The 17,157-nt window shown below is 62.7% G+C and carries 14 protein-coding genes; 5 read left to right on the forward strand and 9 right to left on the reverse strand.

Annotation, left to right across the window (positions count from 1 at the left end; genetic code table 11):
* The first annotated feature begins 27 nt into the window (after positions 1-27).
* A complete protein-coding gene (locus AC6I99_RS11565) occupies positions 28-423 on the forward strand; it encodes an RNA polymerase-binding protein RbpA (protein ID WP_497945063.1) in 396 nt (131 codons plus the stop codon).
* Here the strand turns inward: AC6I99_RS11565 and pgl are convergent.
* Genes pgl through tkt form a run of 6 tightly spaced genes read right to left on the reverse strand, consistent with a single transcriptional unit; the run spans position 376 to position 8,599 of the window.
* Positions 376-1,194: a 6-phosphogluconolactonase gene (pgl, locus tag AC6I99_RS11570; RefSeq protein ID WP_224090229.1), complete on the reverse strand. Its 819-nt coding sequence runs from the start codon at positions 1,192-1,194 to the stop codon at positions 376-378. The two genes, AC6I99_RS11565 and pgl, sit on opposite strands and share 48 nt — an antisense overlap.
* The gene (locus AC6I99_RS11575; RefSeq protein ID WP_497945062.1) at positions 1,184-2,125 is read right to left on the reverse strand and encodes a glucose-6-phosphate dehydrogenase assembly protein OpcA; all 942 of its coding nucleotides are present in this window, start codon (positions 2,123-2,125) and stop codon (positions 1,184-1,186) included. Before AC6I99_RS11575 ends, pgl begins: the two co-directional genes overlap by 11 nt.
* The gene (gene zwf, locus AC6I99_RS11580) at positions 2,122-3,678 is read right to left on the reverse strand and encodes a glucose-6-phosphate dehydrogenase (RefSeq protein ID WP_224090233.1); all 1,557 of its coding nucleotides are present in this window, start codon (positions 3,676-3,678) and stop codon (positions 2,122-2,124) included. The genes AC6I99_RS11575 and zwf overlap by 4 nt, the downstream gene beginning before the upstream one ends.
* Positions 3,679-3,693: 15 nt before the next feature.
* Positions 3,694-5,325 (reverse strand): phosphoglucose isomerase-related protein, encoded by a 1,632-nt coding sequence (locus AC6I99_RS11585; RefSeq protein ID WP_497945061.1) that lies wholly within the window; start codon positions 5,323-5,325, stop codon positions 3,694-3,696.
* A 6-nt stretch (positions 5,326-5,331) separates the two neighbouring features.
* Positions 5,332-6,450, reverse strand: coding sequence for a transaldolase (gene tal, locus AC6I99_RS11590; RefSeq protein WP_224164362.1), 1,119 nt, complete (start codon positions 6,448-6,450; stop codon positions 5,332-5,334).
* Between the two features lie 22 nt (positions 6,451-6,472).
* Positions 6,473-8,599 carry a transketolase gene (tkt, locus tag AC6I99_RS11595; protein WP_497960992.1) on the reverse strand — a complete coding sequence of 709 codons (2,127 nt, stop codon included), beginning with the start codon at positions 8,597-8,599 and terminating at the stop codon, positions 6,473-6,475.
* A 430-nt stretch (positions 8,600-9,029) separates the two neighbouring features.
* On the opposite strand from tkt, the gene AC6I99_RS11600 reads away from it, so the two are divergent.
* Positions 9,030-9,992: a heme o synthase gene (locus AC6I99_RS11600; RefSeq protein WP_224090238.1), complete on the forward strand. Its 963-nt coding sequence runs from the start codon at positions 9,030-9,032 to the stop codon at positions 9,990-9,992.
* A gap of 332 nt (positions 9,993-10,324) precedes the next feature.
* Positions 10,325-11,587 carry an IS110 family RNA-guided transposase gene (locus tag AC6I99_RS11605; protein ID WP_497944496.1) on the forward strand — a complete coding sequence of 421 codons (1,263 nt, stop codon included), beginning with the start codon at positions 10,325-10,327 and terminating at the stop codon, positions 11,585-11,587.
* A gap of 472 nt (positions 11,588-12,059) precedes the next feature.
* Here AC6I99_RS11605 and AC6I99_RS11610 read toward each other — a convergent pair whose 3' ends face one another.
* The 3 genes from AC6I99_RS11610 to AC6I99_RS11620 are packed head-to-tail and all read right to left on the reverse strand — an operon-like array spanning position 12,060 to position 14,762.
* Positions 12,060-13,004: a COX15/CtaA family protein gene (locus AC6I99_RS11610; RefSeq protein ID WP_497945059.1), complete on the reverse strand. Its 945-nt coding sequence runs from the start codon at positions 13,002-13,004 to the stop codon at positions 12,060-12,062.
* A 31-nt stretch (positions 13,005-13,035) separates the two neighbouring features.
* Positions 13,036-13,800: an ABC transporter permease gene (locus AC6I99_RS11615; protein ID WP_309926173.1), complete on the reverse strand. Its 765-nt coding sequence runs from the start codon at positions 13,798-13,800 to the stop codon at positions 13,036-13,038.
* The gene (locus tag AC6I99_RS11620) at positions 13,797-14,762 is read right to left on the reverse strand and encodes an ABC transporter ATP-binding protein (RefSeq protein ID WP_497945058.1); all 966 of its coding nucleotides are present in this window, start codon (positions 14,760-14,762) and stop codon (positions 13,797-13,799) included. Before AC6I99_RS11620 ends, AC6I99_RS11615 begins: the two co-directional genes overlap by 4 nt.
* A 109-nt stretch (positions 14,763-14,871) precedes the next feature.
* Here AC6I99_RS11620 and AC6I99_RS11625 point away from each other — a divergent pair, with 109 nt between their 5' ends.
* Both AC6I99_RS11625 and sufB read left to right on the forward strand, forming a co-directional pair.
* Positions 14,872-15,693 carry a helix-turn-helix transcriptional regulator gene (locus AC6I99_RS11625; protein ID WP_396133434.1) on the forward strand — a complete coding sequence of 274 codons (822 nt, stop codon included), beginning with the start codon at positions 14,872-14,874 and terminating at the stop codon, positions 15,691-15,693.
* Positions 15,693-17,156, forward strand: a complete 1,464-nt coding sequence (gene sufB / locus AC6I99_RS11630) for a Fe-S cluster assembly protein SufB (protein ID WP_223932865.1) — start codon at positions 15,693-15,695, stop codon at positions 17,154-17,156. Before AC6I99_RS11625 ends, sufB begins: the two co-directional genes overlap by 1 nt.
* Position 17,157 lies beyond the last annotated feature (1 nt).

Genomic DNA, 17,157 nt, shown 5'->3' on the forward strand with positions numbered 1-17,157 from the left:
GACCACCGAGTCGCTAGGGGTTCGAAAATGGTTCATGGCACGCCTGGTTACCGGGGCACCCGTGTTGGTGTGGCACTGGGATCTGCCCCTCGACATCAAAGCGACCACGGCGATGGAGAACAACTGCCGCGTATTCGTGTCCCATATTGGTGCGCCAAGGGACACGAGACGCGGCTTGTTTTTCTTAAGCTGCCGGACGAACAAATACCCAAGACCTGGGACTGCCCCAAATGCGGCCTTGTGGCATCCAGAGACCCGGGCCAGGTTACGGAAGCCCGGCCGGAAGACGACCTCTTCAAGTCCCACCTGGATTACGTTAAAGAACGACGCTCCAGCCAGGACGCCGAAATCGTCCTGGCTGGAGCGTTGGAGCGGTTACGCGCCCGCGGGGTCCTTCCGGACCAACTGCTGGGGGACACGTGACGCAGCGTTCTCGTCAATGAGCCACAGGGTCCTGGAGCGCCCCACGGGGCCCGCTGCGGGGACCTGAACAGGATTGGCACCCGCCAAGGCAAGGCCCACAGCACCGGCCTTGTCTTCACCCGCTACGACCATCCAGATTTCCTGCGCCGTGTTGATGGCGGGCAAGGTCAGGGAAATGCGCGACGGCGGCGGCTTGGGTGAGTTTTCAACGCCCACCACTGTCCGGTTCTTCTCCCTGATGGCAGCCTGTTCCGGGAAGAGGGACGCGACATGGGCGTCCGGACCTACACCGAGCAGGAGTACGTCGAAACGCGGAAGGACGCCGGGCTCCTCCGGGCGGGTATCGGACATGTCAGCTGCGTGCTCTGCCTCAGCTGCTGCCTTCAGCCTGTCGGCATAGTCAGCCGCAGCGTCGTCAGCCGATACGAACTCGTCCGAGGAACCGGGCTCGTGGACCCGGGCAGGGTCAACCGGCAGGTGAGCGAGCAGGGCCTGGTGTGCCTGGCGGGTGTTGCGGTCATCGCTGTCTGCTGCGACAAAGCGCTCATCACCCCACCAGAAGTTCACCTTTGACCAGTCGACAGCTGGTGCCGCGGCCGAATCCGCCACCGCTTTCAGGGTGCCGATCCCGACAGTTCCTCCTGTCAGGACCACCGTGGCCTCACCGTGCTTGTCCTGGACATCCACAAGCTTGGTGATAAGGCGGGCCGCAATGGCCGCCATGAGCACCTTGGAATCGGGGTGGATGCTTACTCTGGGCTCAGCGTGCACTGGTCTGGACTCTCCTCTGACTGGTTAATGGCAGTCCCATCGTAATCACTTCTCCGAAGACTTCGTCGGGGTCCAGCCGGCGGAGTTCTTCGGCGAGGCAATCCTTCAGGCTGCGTCGGGGGAGGGTGATGCGCTGCGCGGGCTGACCCGGCTGCGTTAGCTCTGCCACGGACAATCCCGGGCGGAAAAGCTGAACGTCACCGCTGGCACGCGTCATGCGGACGCGGCGGATTCCCGTACCGGCCGGATCGGCAACGATCGTTACGGGCGCCTGCAGGGCAAGGCTCAACCAGGCTGCCAGTAGCAGGGTACTCGGAGAGTCCGAAGCACCTTCCACCGCAACGGCCGAGACAGGATCGCCGTCCACTTGGTCGAACACGGCAGCAAGCTGCATGCGCCAGTTCGTCAGGCGGGTCCATGCGAGATCGGTGTCGCCTGCCTTGTAAGTCCGCCGAATGTTCTCCAGCGCCTGGGCGGGGTCGGGCTCATTCGCGGAGTCCGTGATGCGACGGTGTGCAATACGACCTATGGACGTCTCGCAGGCACTTTCCGGTGCCCCGTGGGGCCACCACGCCACAATAGGTGCGTCCGGAAGCAGGAGGCCTGATACCAGGGACTCGCTTTCGTGGGCCATGTGGCCGAATCCCCGGAGAACGATGACTTCGGAAGCACCGGCGTCGCCGCCAACGCGGATCTGCGCGTCGAGGCGGTCCGGTGCTTCTACCCCGGCATCGGCAAGCACGATGATGCGGCAGGGGTGTTCGCGGCTGGCCTCATTGGCTGCCTCGATGGCGTCTTCTTCCTGTCCGGACTTCGTGACGACCACCAGGGTCAGGACCCGGCCCAGGGCGATCACGCCGCCCTGTTCCCGCAGGGACATGATCTTTTTGGAGATCTTGGAGGTGGTTGTGTCGGGAAGATCTACGATCATGGCCTTCTCCAGGTTCGTCCGTCCCGGGCCAGGAGCTCATCGGCTGAAGCCGGCCCCCAACTGCCCGGTGCATAGGGTTGCGGTTGTTCGTCCAGGCCCGCCCAGTACTCTTCGAACGGGTCCAGGATCTTCCAGGACAGCTCAACTTCCTGATGGCGCGGGAACAGCGGCGGTTCGCCCAGGAGTACGTCCAGGATGAGCCGTTCGTAGGCTTCGGGGCTGGACTCGGTAAACGAGTGGCCGTAGCCGAAGTCCATCGTGACGTCGCGGACCTCCATTTGCGTGCCCGGGACTTTGGAACCGAAACGGATCGTGGCGCCCTCATCAGGCTGGACACGGATCACCACGGCGTTCTGGCCGAAGTCGTCATCGTTGTGATCCCGGAACAGCAAGTTGGGCGCACGCTTGAAGACAACCGCAATTTCGGTCACGCGGCGGCCCAGGCGCTTCCCGGCACGCAGATAGAACGGCACCCCGGCCCAGCGGCGGGTGTTGATATCCACACGGATCGCGGCGTACGTTTCGGTTTTGGAATCAGCAGGAATGCCGTCCTCGTCCAGGTAGCCAAGGACTTCCTCGCCACCCTGCCAGCCGCCGGTGAACTGTCCGCGGGCGGAATGGGTGGAGAGGTCATCCGGCAGCTTGACGGCGGCCAGGACCTTTTCCTTCTCGGCCCGCAGGTCATCGGCGTTGAAGGAAATGGGCTCCTCCATTGCCGTAAGCGCCAGCAGTTGCAGCAAGTGGTTCTGGATGACGTCGCGGGCAGCACCCACGCCGTCGTAATAGCCTGCACGGCCACCCGTGCCGATATCCTCGGCCATGGTGATCTGGACGTGGTCAACGTAGTTGGCGTTCCAGAGGGGCTCGAACAGCTGGTTCGCGAAGCGCAGCGCCAGGATGTTCTGGACCGTCTCCTTGCCGAGGTAATGGTCGATCCGGAACACCGCATCCTGCGGGAACACAGACTCCACGATGTCGTTCAGCTGACGGGCAGACTCGAGGTCGTGGCCGAACGGCTTTTCGATAACTACACGCCGCCATTGCCCGGGCTTCGCTTGGGCCAGGCCATGCTTGGACAGCTGGCGACAGACCTGCTCGAACGCCTTGGGCGGGATGGAGAGGTAGAAACCGTGGTTGCCACGCGTGCCGCGGGTTTCATCCAGTTCCTCCAACACGTCGCCGAGGCGCTCAAAGGCGTCGTCGTCGTCGAATTCGCCCTGAACGAAGCGGATGCCCGAAGCCAACTGTTCCCAGACAGCTTCGTCAAACTTGGTCCGTGCATGGGCCTTGACGTTCTCCTTCACCTCTGCGGCGAAGTCGGCGTTATCCCACTCACGGCGTCCGAATCCAACCAAGGCAAAGCTGGGCGGAAGCAGGCCGCGGTTCGCGAGGTCATAGACCGCTGGCATGAGTTTCTTACGGGCGAGGTCCCCGGTGACTCCGAAGAACACCAACGACGACGGCCCAGCGATGCGGTTCAGGCGCCGGTCCCGCGGATCCCGCAAGGGATTCCGCAAGCCGGCGTTCTTCCTGCCGTTTTCAGTTTCTGGCATGTTTGGTTTTGTGCCTTAGCTTTCGAGTGCGCTGGCCTGGCCGGCCAGCGCAGCGACGACTTCCTGGAGTTGGGCTACGCCGGCAGCACGCTCGGTGAGGTGCAAGCGCAACACAGGACGGCCATGGCCTTCCAGGACCTGGGCATCCCCGGAGGCCTGTGCAGCAATGAGCTCCCCGAATGTGAAGGGGCGGTCCGGGATTTCCAGATCCAGGGACGACGCTGCGGTGATCTGGAGGAACACACCAATAGCCGGACCGCCCTTGTGGAATTGTCCCGTGGAATGCAGGAACCGCGGACCCCATCCGAACGTCACCGGACGGCCGGAAACTGCGGCAAGGTCGTCACGGATGCCCTCAAGGGGTGCGTGGGAGATGCGGTCCAGGTAAGCCTGGACACTGAGGTAGCCATCCGTGCCGAGCTGGTCAAGAAGGGCCTGCACGGCTTCGGCTGTCGTGGACGCACTACCGAGCCAATCTCCGCCGCGAACCTCTACGACGCCGTCAGTGAAAGCCGCGGGCGTGGGCTCAGGGCGGGCATCCAGAAGGCCGCGCGCGGCCACCTTGGCAGCCTCGACGTCGGGCTGGTCAAACGGGTTAATGCCCAGGAGGCGTCCAGCTACGGCGGTCGCGAATTCCCAGAGGAACATCTGGGAAGCGAGACCACCTGCGATGGCTACTTCGTTTTCACGAAGTTCGACGTCGGCGTCCGCACTGACCAGCCGGACCACCAGGACATCCTCGGCCCCGTTGAGGGCCTCGGGGGAATCAGGTCCTGCAACAACAGGCAACACACCCGTGCCCAGCTTGCCCGTGGATTCAGCGATGAGCTGCTCGGCCCAGTCGGCGAAGCCGACGATGCCGGAACCATCCTCGGCAATGACGATCTTGTTGCGCAGAGGATTGGTACCGCCCAGGGCAATGCCCAAAGCAAGACCAATGTTGTCCTCCGAATCCTCATTGAGGATCTCGGCAGCCTCCTCAGCTTCGTCCAGGAAAGCCTGGATGTCCACGCCAGCCAGGCCACACGGGACAAGTCCGAACGCCGTGAGCGCAGAGAACCGGCCGCCGACGTTGGGATCGGCGTTGAAGACTGCACGGTAGCCGGCTTCGCGAGAAGCCTTGTCCAGCGGAGAACCCGGATCCGTGACGATGATGATCCGGCTCTTTGCATCGATACCGGCGTCCTTGAACGCCTTCTCGAACACCCTGCGCTGGGAGTCAGTCTCAACGGTTGAACCTGACTTGGAGGAAACCACAATCGCGGTCTGCGCCAACCGGTCCGTCAAAGCAGCGTTGACCTGCTCAGGATCTGTGCTGTCCAGCACAGTCAGCTCGACACCGGCGGTGCCGGCAATGACCTCGGGAGCCAAGGAGGAGCCGCCCATGCCACAGAGGACAATACGGGAGACGCCCTCGGCGCGGAGAGCATCGCGAAGTTCGAGAATGCTCTCCACCAAAGGTTGCGATACGGCGGCAGCCTCAACCCAGCCCAGGCGGATTGCCGACTCGGACTCCGCTTCAGGACCCCACAGCGTATGGTCTTTGGCGAAAATCCGTGTGGCGACCTTGTCGTCTACCAGGCTGGAGATGTTCTGGGCGATGGCCTGCTGCGCGGCACCGCTGGCGTCGTAGCTGATTGTGCTCATGGTTGGTTAGGAAGCCTTCCGTGCGGTGGCGAGGGCGCCTTCAACGTCGGCCAGGAGTTCCTTCCAGCTGGCCACGAACTTCTCGAGGCCTTCGGTCTCAAGGACGGCTACGACGTCGTTGTAGGAGACGCCGAGTGCTTCGAGTGCGTCGAGGGTCTGGTTCGCTTCTGCGTAAGTGCCGGTGATGGTGTCTCCGGTGACTACGCCGTGGTCGAACGTTGCATCGAGTGTCTTTTCCGGCATGGTGTTGACCACGCCGGCGGCGACGAGTTCGGTGACGTAGAGGGTGTCCGGGTAGGCCGGATCCTTGACGCCCGTCGAAGCCCAGAGCGGACGCTGGGGGAGCGCGCCGGCTTCTGCGAGCAAGGCCCAGCGTTCGGTGGAGAACAGCTCTTCGTAGACCTGGTAGGCGAGGCGTGCGTTGGCGACGCCTGCCTTGCCCTTGAGGGCCTTGGCTTCATCGGTGCCAATGGCGTCCAGGCGCTTGTCGATCTCGGTGTCCACGCGGGAAACGAAGAAGGATGCCACGGAGTGGATCTTGGAGAGGTCGTGCCCGTTGTCCTTGGCCTGCTCCAGGCCGGTCTGGAAGGCGTTGATGACGGCGCGGTAGCGCTCCAGGGAGAAGATCAGTGTCACATTGACGCTGATGCCCTCGGCCAGGGTAGCCGTGATGGCCTCCAGGCCTTCCAGGGTTGCCGGGATCTTGATGTGGACGTTGGCCTTGTTGACCTTGCCGTACAGGTGCTTGGCTTCGGCAATGGTGGCTTGGGTGTCCCAGGCCAGGCGGGGATCCACTTCGATGGATACGCGACCGTCCACGCCGTTGGTGGCGGCAGCGATCGGTGCGAAGAGATCGCAGGCGTCTGCGACGTCCGTGGTGGTGATCTCGAAGATGGTTTCTTCGACGCTTGCACCGGCCGCGGCCTGCGCGGCGATCGTGGCGTCATAGTCCGTGCCAGTGGTGATGGCGGCGTGGAAGATGGACGGGTTGGTGGTGACACCGACGACATTCTTTTCGTCGATGAGCTTCTGCAACGTACCCGTTTCGAGGCGGTTGCGGGAAAGGTCATCGAGCCAGATGGAAACGCCGGCGTCGGAGAGTTGCTGCGTGGGGGTGCTGGTCATTGTTTTCTCCTTGATAGAGGTATCAGGCGCTCAGGCCTGCGAGGGAGTCTTTTGCGGCGGCGGCAACGGCTTCGACAGTGATGCCGAATTCCTGGAACAACCGCTTGTAGTCTGCCGAGGCGCCGAAGTGCTCCAGGGAGACCGAACGGCCGGCGTCACCGACGAATTCCTTCCAGCCCAGTGCGAGGCCGGCTTCAACGGAAACACGGGCCTTCACATCGGCCGGGAGCACGGACTCGCGGTAAGCCTCGTCCTGCTTGTTGAACCATTCCACGCACGGCATGGAGACAACGCGGGTGGCGATGCCTTCAGCCTGGAGCGCTTCGCGGGCTGCAACGGCGAGCTGGACTTCGGAGCCGGTGCCGATCAGGATGACCTGGGCGTCAACGGTTTCGCCGTCCTTGGAAGCCTCGGCCAGGACGTAACCGCCCTTTGCCACACCAGCGGTGGAACCAAAGGTGTCGCCTTCTGCAGTGCCTTCGCCGCGGGCGTAGGTGGGGATGTTCTGGCGGGTCAGGACAATACCGGCGGGGTTCTCGTGGTTCTCCAGCATGGCCTTCCATGCTGCGGAGACCTCGTTCGCATCACCAGGCCGGACAACGTCCAGGCCCGGGATGGCACGCAGGGAAGCGAGCTGCTCCACGGGCTGGTGGGTGGGACCGTCTTCGCCCAGGCCGATGGAGTCGTGCGTCCAGACGTACAGCGACGGGACACCCATCAGCGCACCGAGGCGGATGGCCGGGCGCTGGTAATCCGAGAAGATCAGGAACGTGCCGGAGAACGCGCGGGTACGTCCATGCAGGGAGATACCGTTCACGATCGAGGCAGCCGCGTGCTCACGGATACCGAAGTGCAGCACCCGGCCGTAGGGGTTGCCCTTCCAGGCTTCGGTGGAACGCGAGGCCGGAATGAACGACGGCGAGCCTTCGATCGTGGTGTTGTTGGACTCGGCGAGGTCGGCCGAGCCACCCCACAACTCCGGCAGGACAGGTCCGATGGCGTTCAAGACCTTGCCCGAGGCCGCACGGGTGGAGACGTCCTTGCCGGCTTCGAAGACCGGCAGTGCAGCGTCGATGCCGACGGGAAGCTTCTTGGCTTCGACACGCTCAAGCAGGGCAGCGGCGTCCGGGTTGGCGGACTGCCATGCCTCGAACGAGGACTGCCATGCGGCGCGGGACTCGGCGCCGCGGTCCAGGACCTTGCGGGCGTGTGCCAGGACCTCTTCGTCAACATCGAAGGACTTCGCGGGGTCGAAACCGAGCACGGTCTTCAGTGCTGCGACTTCCTCGGCGCCCAGGGCCGAACCGTGGATCTTGCCGGTGTTCTGCTTCTTCGGGGCCGGGTAGCCAATGATGGTCCGCAGCGAAATGATGGACGGCTTGTTCGTCTCAGCCTTCGCAGCCAACAGTGCCGAGTAGAGCTCCTGGACGTCCTCGACGTACTCCCCGGTCCTGGTCCAGTCCACACGCTGGGTGTGCCAGCCGTATGCTTCGTAGCGCTTCAGGACATCTTCAGTGAACGCGATGTCGGTGTCGTCTTCAATGGAAATGTGGTTCTCGTCGTAGATCACCACGAGGTTGCCCAGTTCCTGGTGGCCGGCAAGCGAGGACGCCTCTGAGGTCACACCCTCCTGCAGGTCGCCGTCGGAAGCGATAACCCAGATCGTGTGGTCGAACGGCGACTCGCCAGCGGGAGCATCGGCGTCGAACAGGCCACGCTGGCGGCGCTGGGAGTAAGCGAAGCCAACAGCAGAAGCCAGTCCCTGGCCCAACGGGCCAGTAGTGATTTCCACACCCGCGGTGTGCTTGTACTCGGGGTGTCCCGGAGTCAGCGAACCCCAGGTACGCAGTGCCTCGAGGTCCTTCAGCTCCAGGCCGTATCCGGAGAGGAACAGCTGGATGTAAAGCGTCAGTGACGTGTGGCCGGGGGACAGGACGAACCGGTCACGCCCAATCCAGTCAGGGTTCTTCGGGTCATGGCGCATCAGCTTCTGGAACAGCAAGTATGCTGCCGGAGCCAAGCTCATAGCCGTGCCAGGGTGGCCATTTCCGACCTTCTCCACGGCGTCAGCGGCCAACACGCGAACGGTGTCAACAGCCTTCTTATCCAGATCGGTCCATGACAGTTCTTGCTCTTCCAAATGTGGCACGAAAACCGAGCCCCTCTCTGTGCTGACGGCAGGTGTAAGGACACGGCACGCAGGAAGCACAGGATGGCGCCCGCTGCAATGTGTCTACCAGCCGTTCACCATTGAAACGTTGATCCTTCATCCAGACGCACGGCTCCTCCGAGAATACGGTTTCCCGGATTGTCAACGTGTGCTGATCTGCTCAACAGCTTAGCCCCAAACGTGTCCTGAGACTCAGGGAATCCCACTAACTGGACAGAATTTCCCTTATATGAATCACGATGGCGCCCCCGCAGAGTGAACTTTCCGAAACATTGGCGTATTTTGCGGACATGGACGCACTTCCAGCCACGGTATGATATCTGGAGGCCACCAGCGGTTCATGCGCCTGCGGTTCCACCTCGGAAACCCGGACTGCGACCGCTGCGAGAACCCCAGAGCATAGAACAGAGTGACTGCCGCCGTGAGCACAACTGATACGCCCCTCAACGCGTCCCCGGCCCGGGGAAGCATCGGAATCTCCCGTAAGTTAAAGGCGTATCTGGCTCTCACCAAGCCGCGTGTCATCGAGCTGCTCCTGGTCAGCACGCTCCCCACCATGATCTTCGCCCAGCGGGGCTTCCCGTCCATCGGACTGATTCTGGCCACTCTCGTTGGCGGCGCTTTCGCGGCGGGCAGCGCCGGCGTGTTCAACTGCTACATCGACCGCGACATCGACAAACTGATGCATCGCACCGAGAAGCGCCCGCTCGTAACCGGCGAAGTCTCCCCGCGGGAGGCTTTGGTATTCGCCTGGATTCTCGGCGCCGCGTCGATCGCAATCCTGTGGTTCGGTGCGAATCCCTTGTCCGCATGGCTTGGGTTGGGTGCCATCGTTTTCTACGTGGTCATCTACACCATGATCCTCAAGCGCCGCACCGCACAGAACATCGTTTGGGGCGGGGCTGCCGGCTGTTTCCCGGTACTTATCGCCTGGGCCGCGGTCACCAACACCGTTGAATGGCCTGCCATTGTGCTGTTCATGGTCATTTTCCTCTGGACGCCGCCGCACTACTGGCCGCTGTCCATGCGCTACGGCGAGGATTACCGCAACGCCAAGGTGCCCATGCTCGGCGCGATCGCCGGCGCCAAGGTTGTTTCCGTGCAGGTGGTCTTGTACGCCTGGGCCATGGTTGCCTGCTCCCTGCTCATGATTCCCGTTGGCGGCGCCGGCTGGGTCTATACAGTTGCCGCTGTCGCTGCTGGCGCCTGGTTCCTGTACGAAAGCCACGCCCTCTACAAGCGCGCACAGGGCGGCGATGTCTCCAACAAGGGCGCCATGAAGGTCTTCCACGGCTCCATCAGCTACCTGACGCTGCTCTTCATCGCGCTGGCCGTGGACCCGTTCATCGGATCACCAATCATCGGCGGCTAACCCCCGCGACCGCTTCAACAGAGAAGGCACGACGCCGGAACCCACCCGAGTTCCGGCGTCGTGCCTTCTCGTTTCCCCAGCGATGTTCTCTCACATCCTGCCCGTTTTCGGCCGGATCCTCTCGCACATCCCACCGTTTTTGGCCGGATCCTCGTTACCTTTTTCGTAGCCCGTTTCCTGGTGCAGGATGTGGGTGTGCTGGCCTGCTGATCCCGGCATGATTGTGATCCTCTGTTGTTGATGATCTTGAGAGTGTTGTCACCGGGGTTGGCAGGTGTCGGGGAGACCGCTTATAGGGGCAGGACAGTGTGGGAACGTCGTGCGTAACGTGGATGCCGGGCCCTGACACCGCGGACAGGCCAGCACGGGAGCTGACTACGACTGGAGGTGCCAACGTGATCGCAGAACACGAAACGGTTGAGGTGTTCATCGGACTGGATGTGGGCAAGGGCGAGCATCATGCCGTTGCCGTGGACCGGGCGGGAAAGAAGCTGCTGGACCGGGCGCTGCCTAACGACGAGGCCAGGATCCAAGACATTCTGGCCGAGTTGGAGCATCACGGCCGGATCCTGCTGGTAGTTGACCAGCCAGCGACCATTGGTGCGTTGCCGGTCGCGGTGGCCCAGGCCGCCGGTGTTCTGGTGGGGTATTTGCCTGGTTTGGCGATGCGCCGGATCGCGGACCTGCATCCCGGGGAGGCCAAGACCGATGCCCGCGACGCGTTCATCATCGCCGACGCGGCCCGGACCATGCCGCACACCCTGCGCTCGGTCCGGCTCGCTGACGAGCAGTTGGCCGAGTTGGGCATGCTGTGCGGGTTCGATGATGATCTGGCCAAGCAGGCCACGGCCACGTCCAACCGGATCCGTGGGCTGTTGACCCAGATCCACCCGGCGCTTGAGCGGGTGCTTGGTCCCAGGCTGGATCATCCCGCGGTCCAGGATCTGCTGCGGACCTGGCCCACCCCTGAAGCGCTGCGTCACGCCGGCAGGCGCCGGATCGCGAACCGGCTGACCAAGCTCGCCCCGCGCATGGGCGAACGCCTGGCAGATGAGATCATCGACGCCCTCGGCCGGCAAACAGTCACGGTTGTTGGGACGAACGCCGCAACGATCGTGCTCCCGGAACTGGCCGGAATGCTCGCCAGGCTCCATGAAGGACGCGCCATGGTTCACGCCCAGGTCGAGGCCCTTGTGGAGGCCCACCCTCTTTACCCGGTCCTGATGTCTCTGCCGGCAGTGGGCATCAGGACCGCAGCACGGATCCTTACCGAAGTCGCCGGGAAAGACTTCCCGACCGCGGGGCACTTGGCCTCTTACGCCGGCCTGGCCCCCGTGACCTGGCGTTCGGGGTCCTCCATCCGGGCAGACCGCGCCTCCCGCAAAGGCAACAAAGTCCTCAAACGCACCCTCTACCTCTCCGCCTTCGCAGCCCTCAAAGACCCGCAATCGCGCTCCTACTACGACCGCAAACGCGCCGAAGGCAAACACCACAGCCAAGCCCTTATCGCCCTCGCCCGACGCCGCTGCGACACCCTCTACGCCATGCTCAGAGACGGGACCCTATACCAACCCCAAACACCCGCAACCGCTTGACGAAAAACATAGGGGCACTCTCACATCCTGCCGGTCCAAAGCGGATCTTCTCTCACATCCTGCCGGTCCAAAGCGGATCTTCTCTCACATCCTGCCCGTTTTCGGCCGGATCCTCTCGCACATCCTGCCCGTTTTCGCCGGATGCTCTCGCACATCCTGCCCGTTTTCGGCCGGATCCTCTCGCACGTCCTGCCGGTCCAAAGCGGATGTTTTCATAGGGCACCTATGCATGCACGTCGTCCGCACCGGGACGTGGCGGTGTTGTAGATAGCGAACAGCCTCTACACGATCTGCGAGAGCATGCGGCCCCACACCCCACGATCTGATAGAGCACCCGGCCCAGGGCCCCACGATCTGATAGAGCACCCGGCCCAGGGCCCCACGATCTGATAGAGCACCCGGCCCAGGGCCGCACGATCTGAGAAAGCACCAGGCCCAGGGGCGCAGGATGTGAGCGAGCGTGTTTGGGGTGCTACTTGGAGGGGCTGTACTTGGCGATATCAGCCGCGTTGGTCGATGCACTCATCAGCAGGGCTGCCCCCAGCATGTGTGCGCCCACGAGAAGGGCGGGAATTCCGTTGTAGTACTGGGTGAACCCAATGACGGCTTGGAGCAACGTCACGGCGAGCAGCAGGAAAGAAGCGGTTCGGAACGGGCCGCCGATCCTATGCCGCACCACAAGGTACACAGCCAATAGTGTCCCGGCCGTAATCAGGTAAGCGGGCACGGCGTGAATGTGTGAGAAAAGGTCCCAGTCCAGATCATTGCGTGGCGCATCTGCATCCCCTGCATGCGGACCGGCGCCTGTGACTACCACGCCAAGCATGACCGCTATTGCAGAGAAGACGGCGACAGTCAGCATAACGGGGCGGGCAACCACAGGCAGGGCAGGCAGTACCTGCTTCATGAATCGGCCGGTGCGGCCGAAGGCGCGGTTCACGAGCAGGGTCGCGAAGACAACCAAGGCCATGGATACCAGGAAGTGCAGGCCCACGACCCAGGGGTTGAGGTTGGACAGGACGGTGATTCCGCCGATGATGGCCTGGGCAGGGATGCTCGCCAGGAGGCCAAGAGCGAGCATGAAGAGGTCCCGACGTTCCTTGCGGAGATTCCACAAGTAGACCAGCATGAGTGCTGCGACCGCCGCCAACGCGAACGTGAGCATACGGTTGCCGAACTCGATAAAACCGTGAATGCCCATTTCAGGCGTGTTGACGAGCGATTCGTTGGTGCATCGAGGCCACGTGGGGCAACCGAGGCCCGAAGCCGTAAGGCGAACTGCACCACCGGTCACCACGAGTACGGTCTGTCCGATCAGGGAAAGGACCGATAGCCGGCGGATAGTGCGGTTTACCTGCGTCGGCAGCTTGGTGGTGAATCGCTGGACGGATTTAGGGAGGCGCGATGCCGTGCTCACAGTTTGCTCAACTCTCAGTTCTGCTTTGTTGTCAGTTCCACTTGAACCAGCGAATGGCTGCGGCGCCGGCCAGCAATGTCCACACCAGGAGGACCAGGACGGCGGGGAAGGGCACAATGCCCAGCAGGAACGCGTCCCGCAATGCCTGGCCAAGGGCGCCGGAGGGCAGGAAGTGCACGATGCCCTGGGCAACCGCGGGAAGCCGTTCTGCCGGGACAACGATCCCGCCCAGCGCTCCGAGGAGGATCCATAGAAGATTTGTGATGGCCAGGGTGGCTTCCGGTCGCACGGTTCCCGCGACGAGGAGTCCCAGCGCAGTGAACGCAGCCGCACCAAGGACAAGGATGCCAAGGCCCGGAAGCCATGCCTCCGGCCGCGGCTGCCAGCCCAGGAGTCCAGCGACTACCCCGACTACCAGTACTTGAAGGAAGAGGACGACCAGCACGGCGAGTATCTTGCCGGCGATCAGGCCACCCCGCCCCAGAGGGGTGGTCGAGAGAAAGCGAAGAACGCCGTAGCGCCGGTCAAATCCCGTGGCAATGCCCTGGCCAGTGAACGCGGTGGACATGGCACATAGGGCGAGAATGCCCGGCGTGGCTACGTCGACACGAGAGCCTCCGAGCCCATCCAGCAGGGGAGTGACAGTCAGCCCGGCCAACGCAAGTAGCGGCAGGACAACGGCAAGAATCAGTTGCTCACCGTTCCGCAGCATCGTGATGGTCTCGTAGCGGCCTTGCTGCAGAATACGGCGTGGAAGGGAAGCTGGTCCGGCGTTGGGGGACAGTAACTTGCTCATCGGAGGTCCCTTCCGGAGATGTCCAGGAAAACGTCCTCGAGGCTCCGAGCCTCGAGTCTTAGTGACGCGGGCATAATGTTCCGTGCGGCCCACCAGGCGGTCAGGGCGGCAAGGTCGTCGGGCCCCAGGGCGCCGGTGATCGAGTAGCTGCCGGCCCGGGTTTCAAGCACTTGCAGGCCTGCTCCCAGGACGTCTTTGAACTCCAGCCCCGGCGGCGCATCGAAGAAGAGGGTCCGGTCAGTGATAGCGGTGTCGGTGGAATGATCGTGCCGCAGGAGGTCGGCGACCGTTCCCTCCGCGACGTTGTGTCCGCCGTCGATGATGTAAACGTAGTCAGCCAGGCGCTCGGCGTCATCCATCAGGTGGGTCGTGAGGATGATGCCCATGCCGGCGTCGCGCAGTTCCGCAATGAGGTCGAAAACCACTTGCCGCGAATGCGGATCCAATCCCGCGCTGGGTTCATCGAGGAAGAGGACCTCGGGGTTGCCAATCAATGCCGCAGCCAAAGCCACCCGCTGCTTCTGGCCACCTGAGAGGCGCCGCACGCTGGTGCGGCTGAACTGGGCAATGCCCAAGCGGTCCACGAGGGCATCGACGTCCATGGGGTTGCGGTACATACCGGCAACATGACGCAGCAGGGGGATGGGACGGGCCGACGGCGGGAGGCCGCCATCCTGGAGCATGACACCTACCCGGGACCTCAAGTCAGCGCCGGCAGCATCCGGGTCTTCCCCCAGCAGTGAAATGGTTCCAGCGGTCCGTCTCTGCAAACCCTGGGCACATTCAAGGGTGGTGGTCTTGCCGGCGCCGTTGGCTCCAAGGAGCGCGGTAATCCGGCCCCGCTCAGCCACCATGGACAGCCCACTGACAACCCGGAGCATTTTGCCGTCAAGGGAGGCCAGGGGCCCTACATCCTTAATGAGTCCGTCTATAGTGAGGACAGGGGAATCGGTGGATCGCACCAGAGTATTCTACGTGAAGTAGTACGGTCGCACCTGGCGGGTGACTAAGGTCAGTCTTGCCTTACTGGATGCATGAAACAAATTACGACATGATTGTGTTGTGTATTCCATGAGCAGTCCAATTTCCATGCCCTCACGGCGGCATGCTGCAGCGGCGGAGGCCTTCGCGCCTTCGTCTGCGCTGCCGGACGCGGAAGACCGCACAAGGGACCGCGTTCTGGGTGCCGTGTTGGAGCACGGCCCCGTTAGTGCTGCCGAGTTGGGTGACCTCCTTGGCTTCACGCCTGCAGCAGTCCGCCGGCATCTGGATCACTTGGAGCGCAATGGCGTTATCGAAGTCAAGCGCGTCGCCAAGGCTGGAGCCGGTGCGGGACGCCCTGCGCGCCGCTATGTCCTGAGTTCACAAGGGCAATCCAAACTTGGCGATGACTACTTGAACATCGCCAGCTCCGCGCTCCGGCGACTCCAGGAAATAGCCGGTGAGGATGCAGTCCGCGAATATGCGGAAGAGCGCTTCTCTGAAATGGAGCGCCGCTATGCCCCCGAAGTTGCGGCCGCCGGGCAGGACATCGCCGCCCGCGCCTTGGCCTTGTCCAAGGCCCTCAGCCGGGACGGCTACGTAGCCTCTGCCCATTCCATTGAGGCCAAAGCCCCTCTGCCGGCAGAATTTTCCAGTGTCCAGCTGTGCCAGGGACATTGCCCCATACAGCAGCTCGCAGCCGAATTCCCGGTTTTTTGTGACAGCGAAACCAAAGTCTTTTCCCGCTTGGTGGGCGTCGACGTCCGGCGTCTTTCAACCCTGGCGCAAGGCGGGCACGTCTGCACCACCCATATACCTACCGGGCGACCAGCTGCCACGGTGCCCCACAGCACCGCAGAGCAGTCCGGGAACCCGTACCAGGAATCAAACAACCAGCAAGAAAGGCCGTGATGACGGACCAACTAGCAGAGAAAGCGGTAGCTGACGGCACTGTGATCTCGGAGATTCTGGAGAAGAATCCCGAACTGCACGGTATCGGAAACTACGAGTACGGCTGGGCCGACAAGAACGACGTAGGCGCAAACGCCCGTCGTGGCCTCGACGAGGAGGTTGTCCGCGACATCTCCTCGAAGAAGAACGAGCCCGAATGGATGCTCGATCTGCGCCTCAAGGGCCTGAAGTACTTTGACCGCAAGCCCATGCCTACGTGGGGCGCAGACCTCTCGGGCATCGACTTCGACAACATCAAGTACTTCGTGCGTTCCACTGAGAAGCAGGCGGCAACGTGGGAAGATCTGCCGGAAGACATCCGGAACACCTACGAAAAGCTCGGCATCCCGGAAGCTGAGCGCAGCCGGCTCGTTTCCGGCGTCGCTGCCCAGTACGAATCCGAAGTTGTCTACCACCAGATCCGCGAGGACCTCGAGGCCCAGGGCGTTATCTTCCTGGACACGGACACCGCCCTGCGGGAACACCCGGAGATCTTCCAGGAGTACTTCGGCACCATCATCCCCGTGGGCGACAACAAGTTCGCTTCCCTGAACACGGCAGTATGGTCCGGTGGATCGTTCGTGTACGTGCCCAAGGGCGTGCACGTGGACATCCCGCTCCAGGCTTACTTCCGTATCAACACGGAGAACATGGGCCAGTTCGAGCGCACCCTGATCATCGCCGATGAGGACTCCTACGTTCACTACATCGAGGGTTGCACGGCTCCGATCTACACCTCGGATTCCCTGCACTCCGCCGTTGTGGAGATCATCGTGAAGAAGGGCGCCCGCGTCCGCTACACGACCATCCAGAACTGGTCCAACAACGTGTACAACCTCGTCACCAAGCGTGCCATCTGCGAAGAGGGCGCCACCATGGAGTGGATCGATGGCAACATCGGTTCCAAGGTGACCATGAAGTACCCGGCTGTTTACCTGGTAGGCGAGCACGCCAAGGGTGAAACCCTGTCCATCGCTTTTGCCGGCGAGGGCCAGCACCAGGACACCGGCTCCAAGATGGTGCACATCGCACCGAACACCAAGAGCTCCATCATTTCCAAGTCCGTGGCGCGCGGCGGTGGCCGTGCAGCTTACCGCGGCTTGGTCCAGGTCCGCGAAGGTGCAAAACACTCGGCCAACACGGTCCGTTGCGACGCCCTTCTGGTGGATACCATTTCCCGCTCGGACACGTACCCGTACATCGACATCCGTGAAGACGACGTCGTTATGGGTCACGAGGCCACCGTTTCCCGCGTCAGCGAAGAGCAGCTCTTCTATCTGATGTCCCGCGGTATGCCTGAGGACGAGGCCATGGCCATGATCGTGCGCGGCTTCATCGAGCCGATCGCCCGTGAACTGCCCATGGAATATGCCCTTGAGCTGAACCGCTTGATTGAACTGCAGATGGAAGGGTCCGTCGGTTAAC

Source organism: Arthrobacter sp. TmtSoilC77, from assembly GCF_059739415.1.

Coding starts and splice junctions, on each gene's coding strand:
- AC6I99_RS11615 (WP_309926173.1), bottom strand. CDS start 13,800: ATGAGCAAGTTACTGTCCCCCAACGCCGGACCAGCTTCCCTTCCACGC.
- zwf (WP_224090233.1), bottom strand. CDS start 3,678: ATGCCAGAAACTGAAAACGGCAGGAAGAACGCCGGCTTGCGGAATCCC.
- tal (WP_224164362.1), bottom strand. CDS start 6,450: ATGACCAGCACCCCCACGCAGCAACTCTCCGACGCCGGCGTTTCCATC.
- AC6I99_RS11565 (WP_497945063.1), top strand. CDS start 28: ATGGTTCATGGCACGCCTGGTTACCGGGGCACCCGTGTTGGTGTGGCA.
- AC6I99_RS11605 (WP_497944496.1), top strand. CDS start 10,325: ATGCCGGGCCCTGACACCGCGGACAGGCCAGCACGGGAGCTGACTACG.
- AC6I99_RS11585 (WP_497945061.1), bottom strand. CDS start 5,325: ATGAGCACAATCAGCTACGACGCCAGCGGTGCCGCGCAGCAGGCCATC.
- AC6I99_RS11625 (WP_396133434.1), top strand. CDS start 14,872: ATGAGCAGTCCAATTTCCATGCCCTCACGGCGGCATGCTGCAGCGGCG.
- sufB (WP_223932865.1), top strand. CDS start 15,693: ATGACGGACCAACTAGCAGAGAAAGCGGTAGCTGACGGCACTGTGATC.
- AC6I99_RS11575 (WP_497945062.1), bottom strand. CDS start 2,125: ATGATCGTAGATCTTCCCGACACAACCACCTCCAAGATCTCCAAAAAG.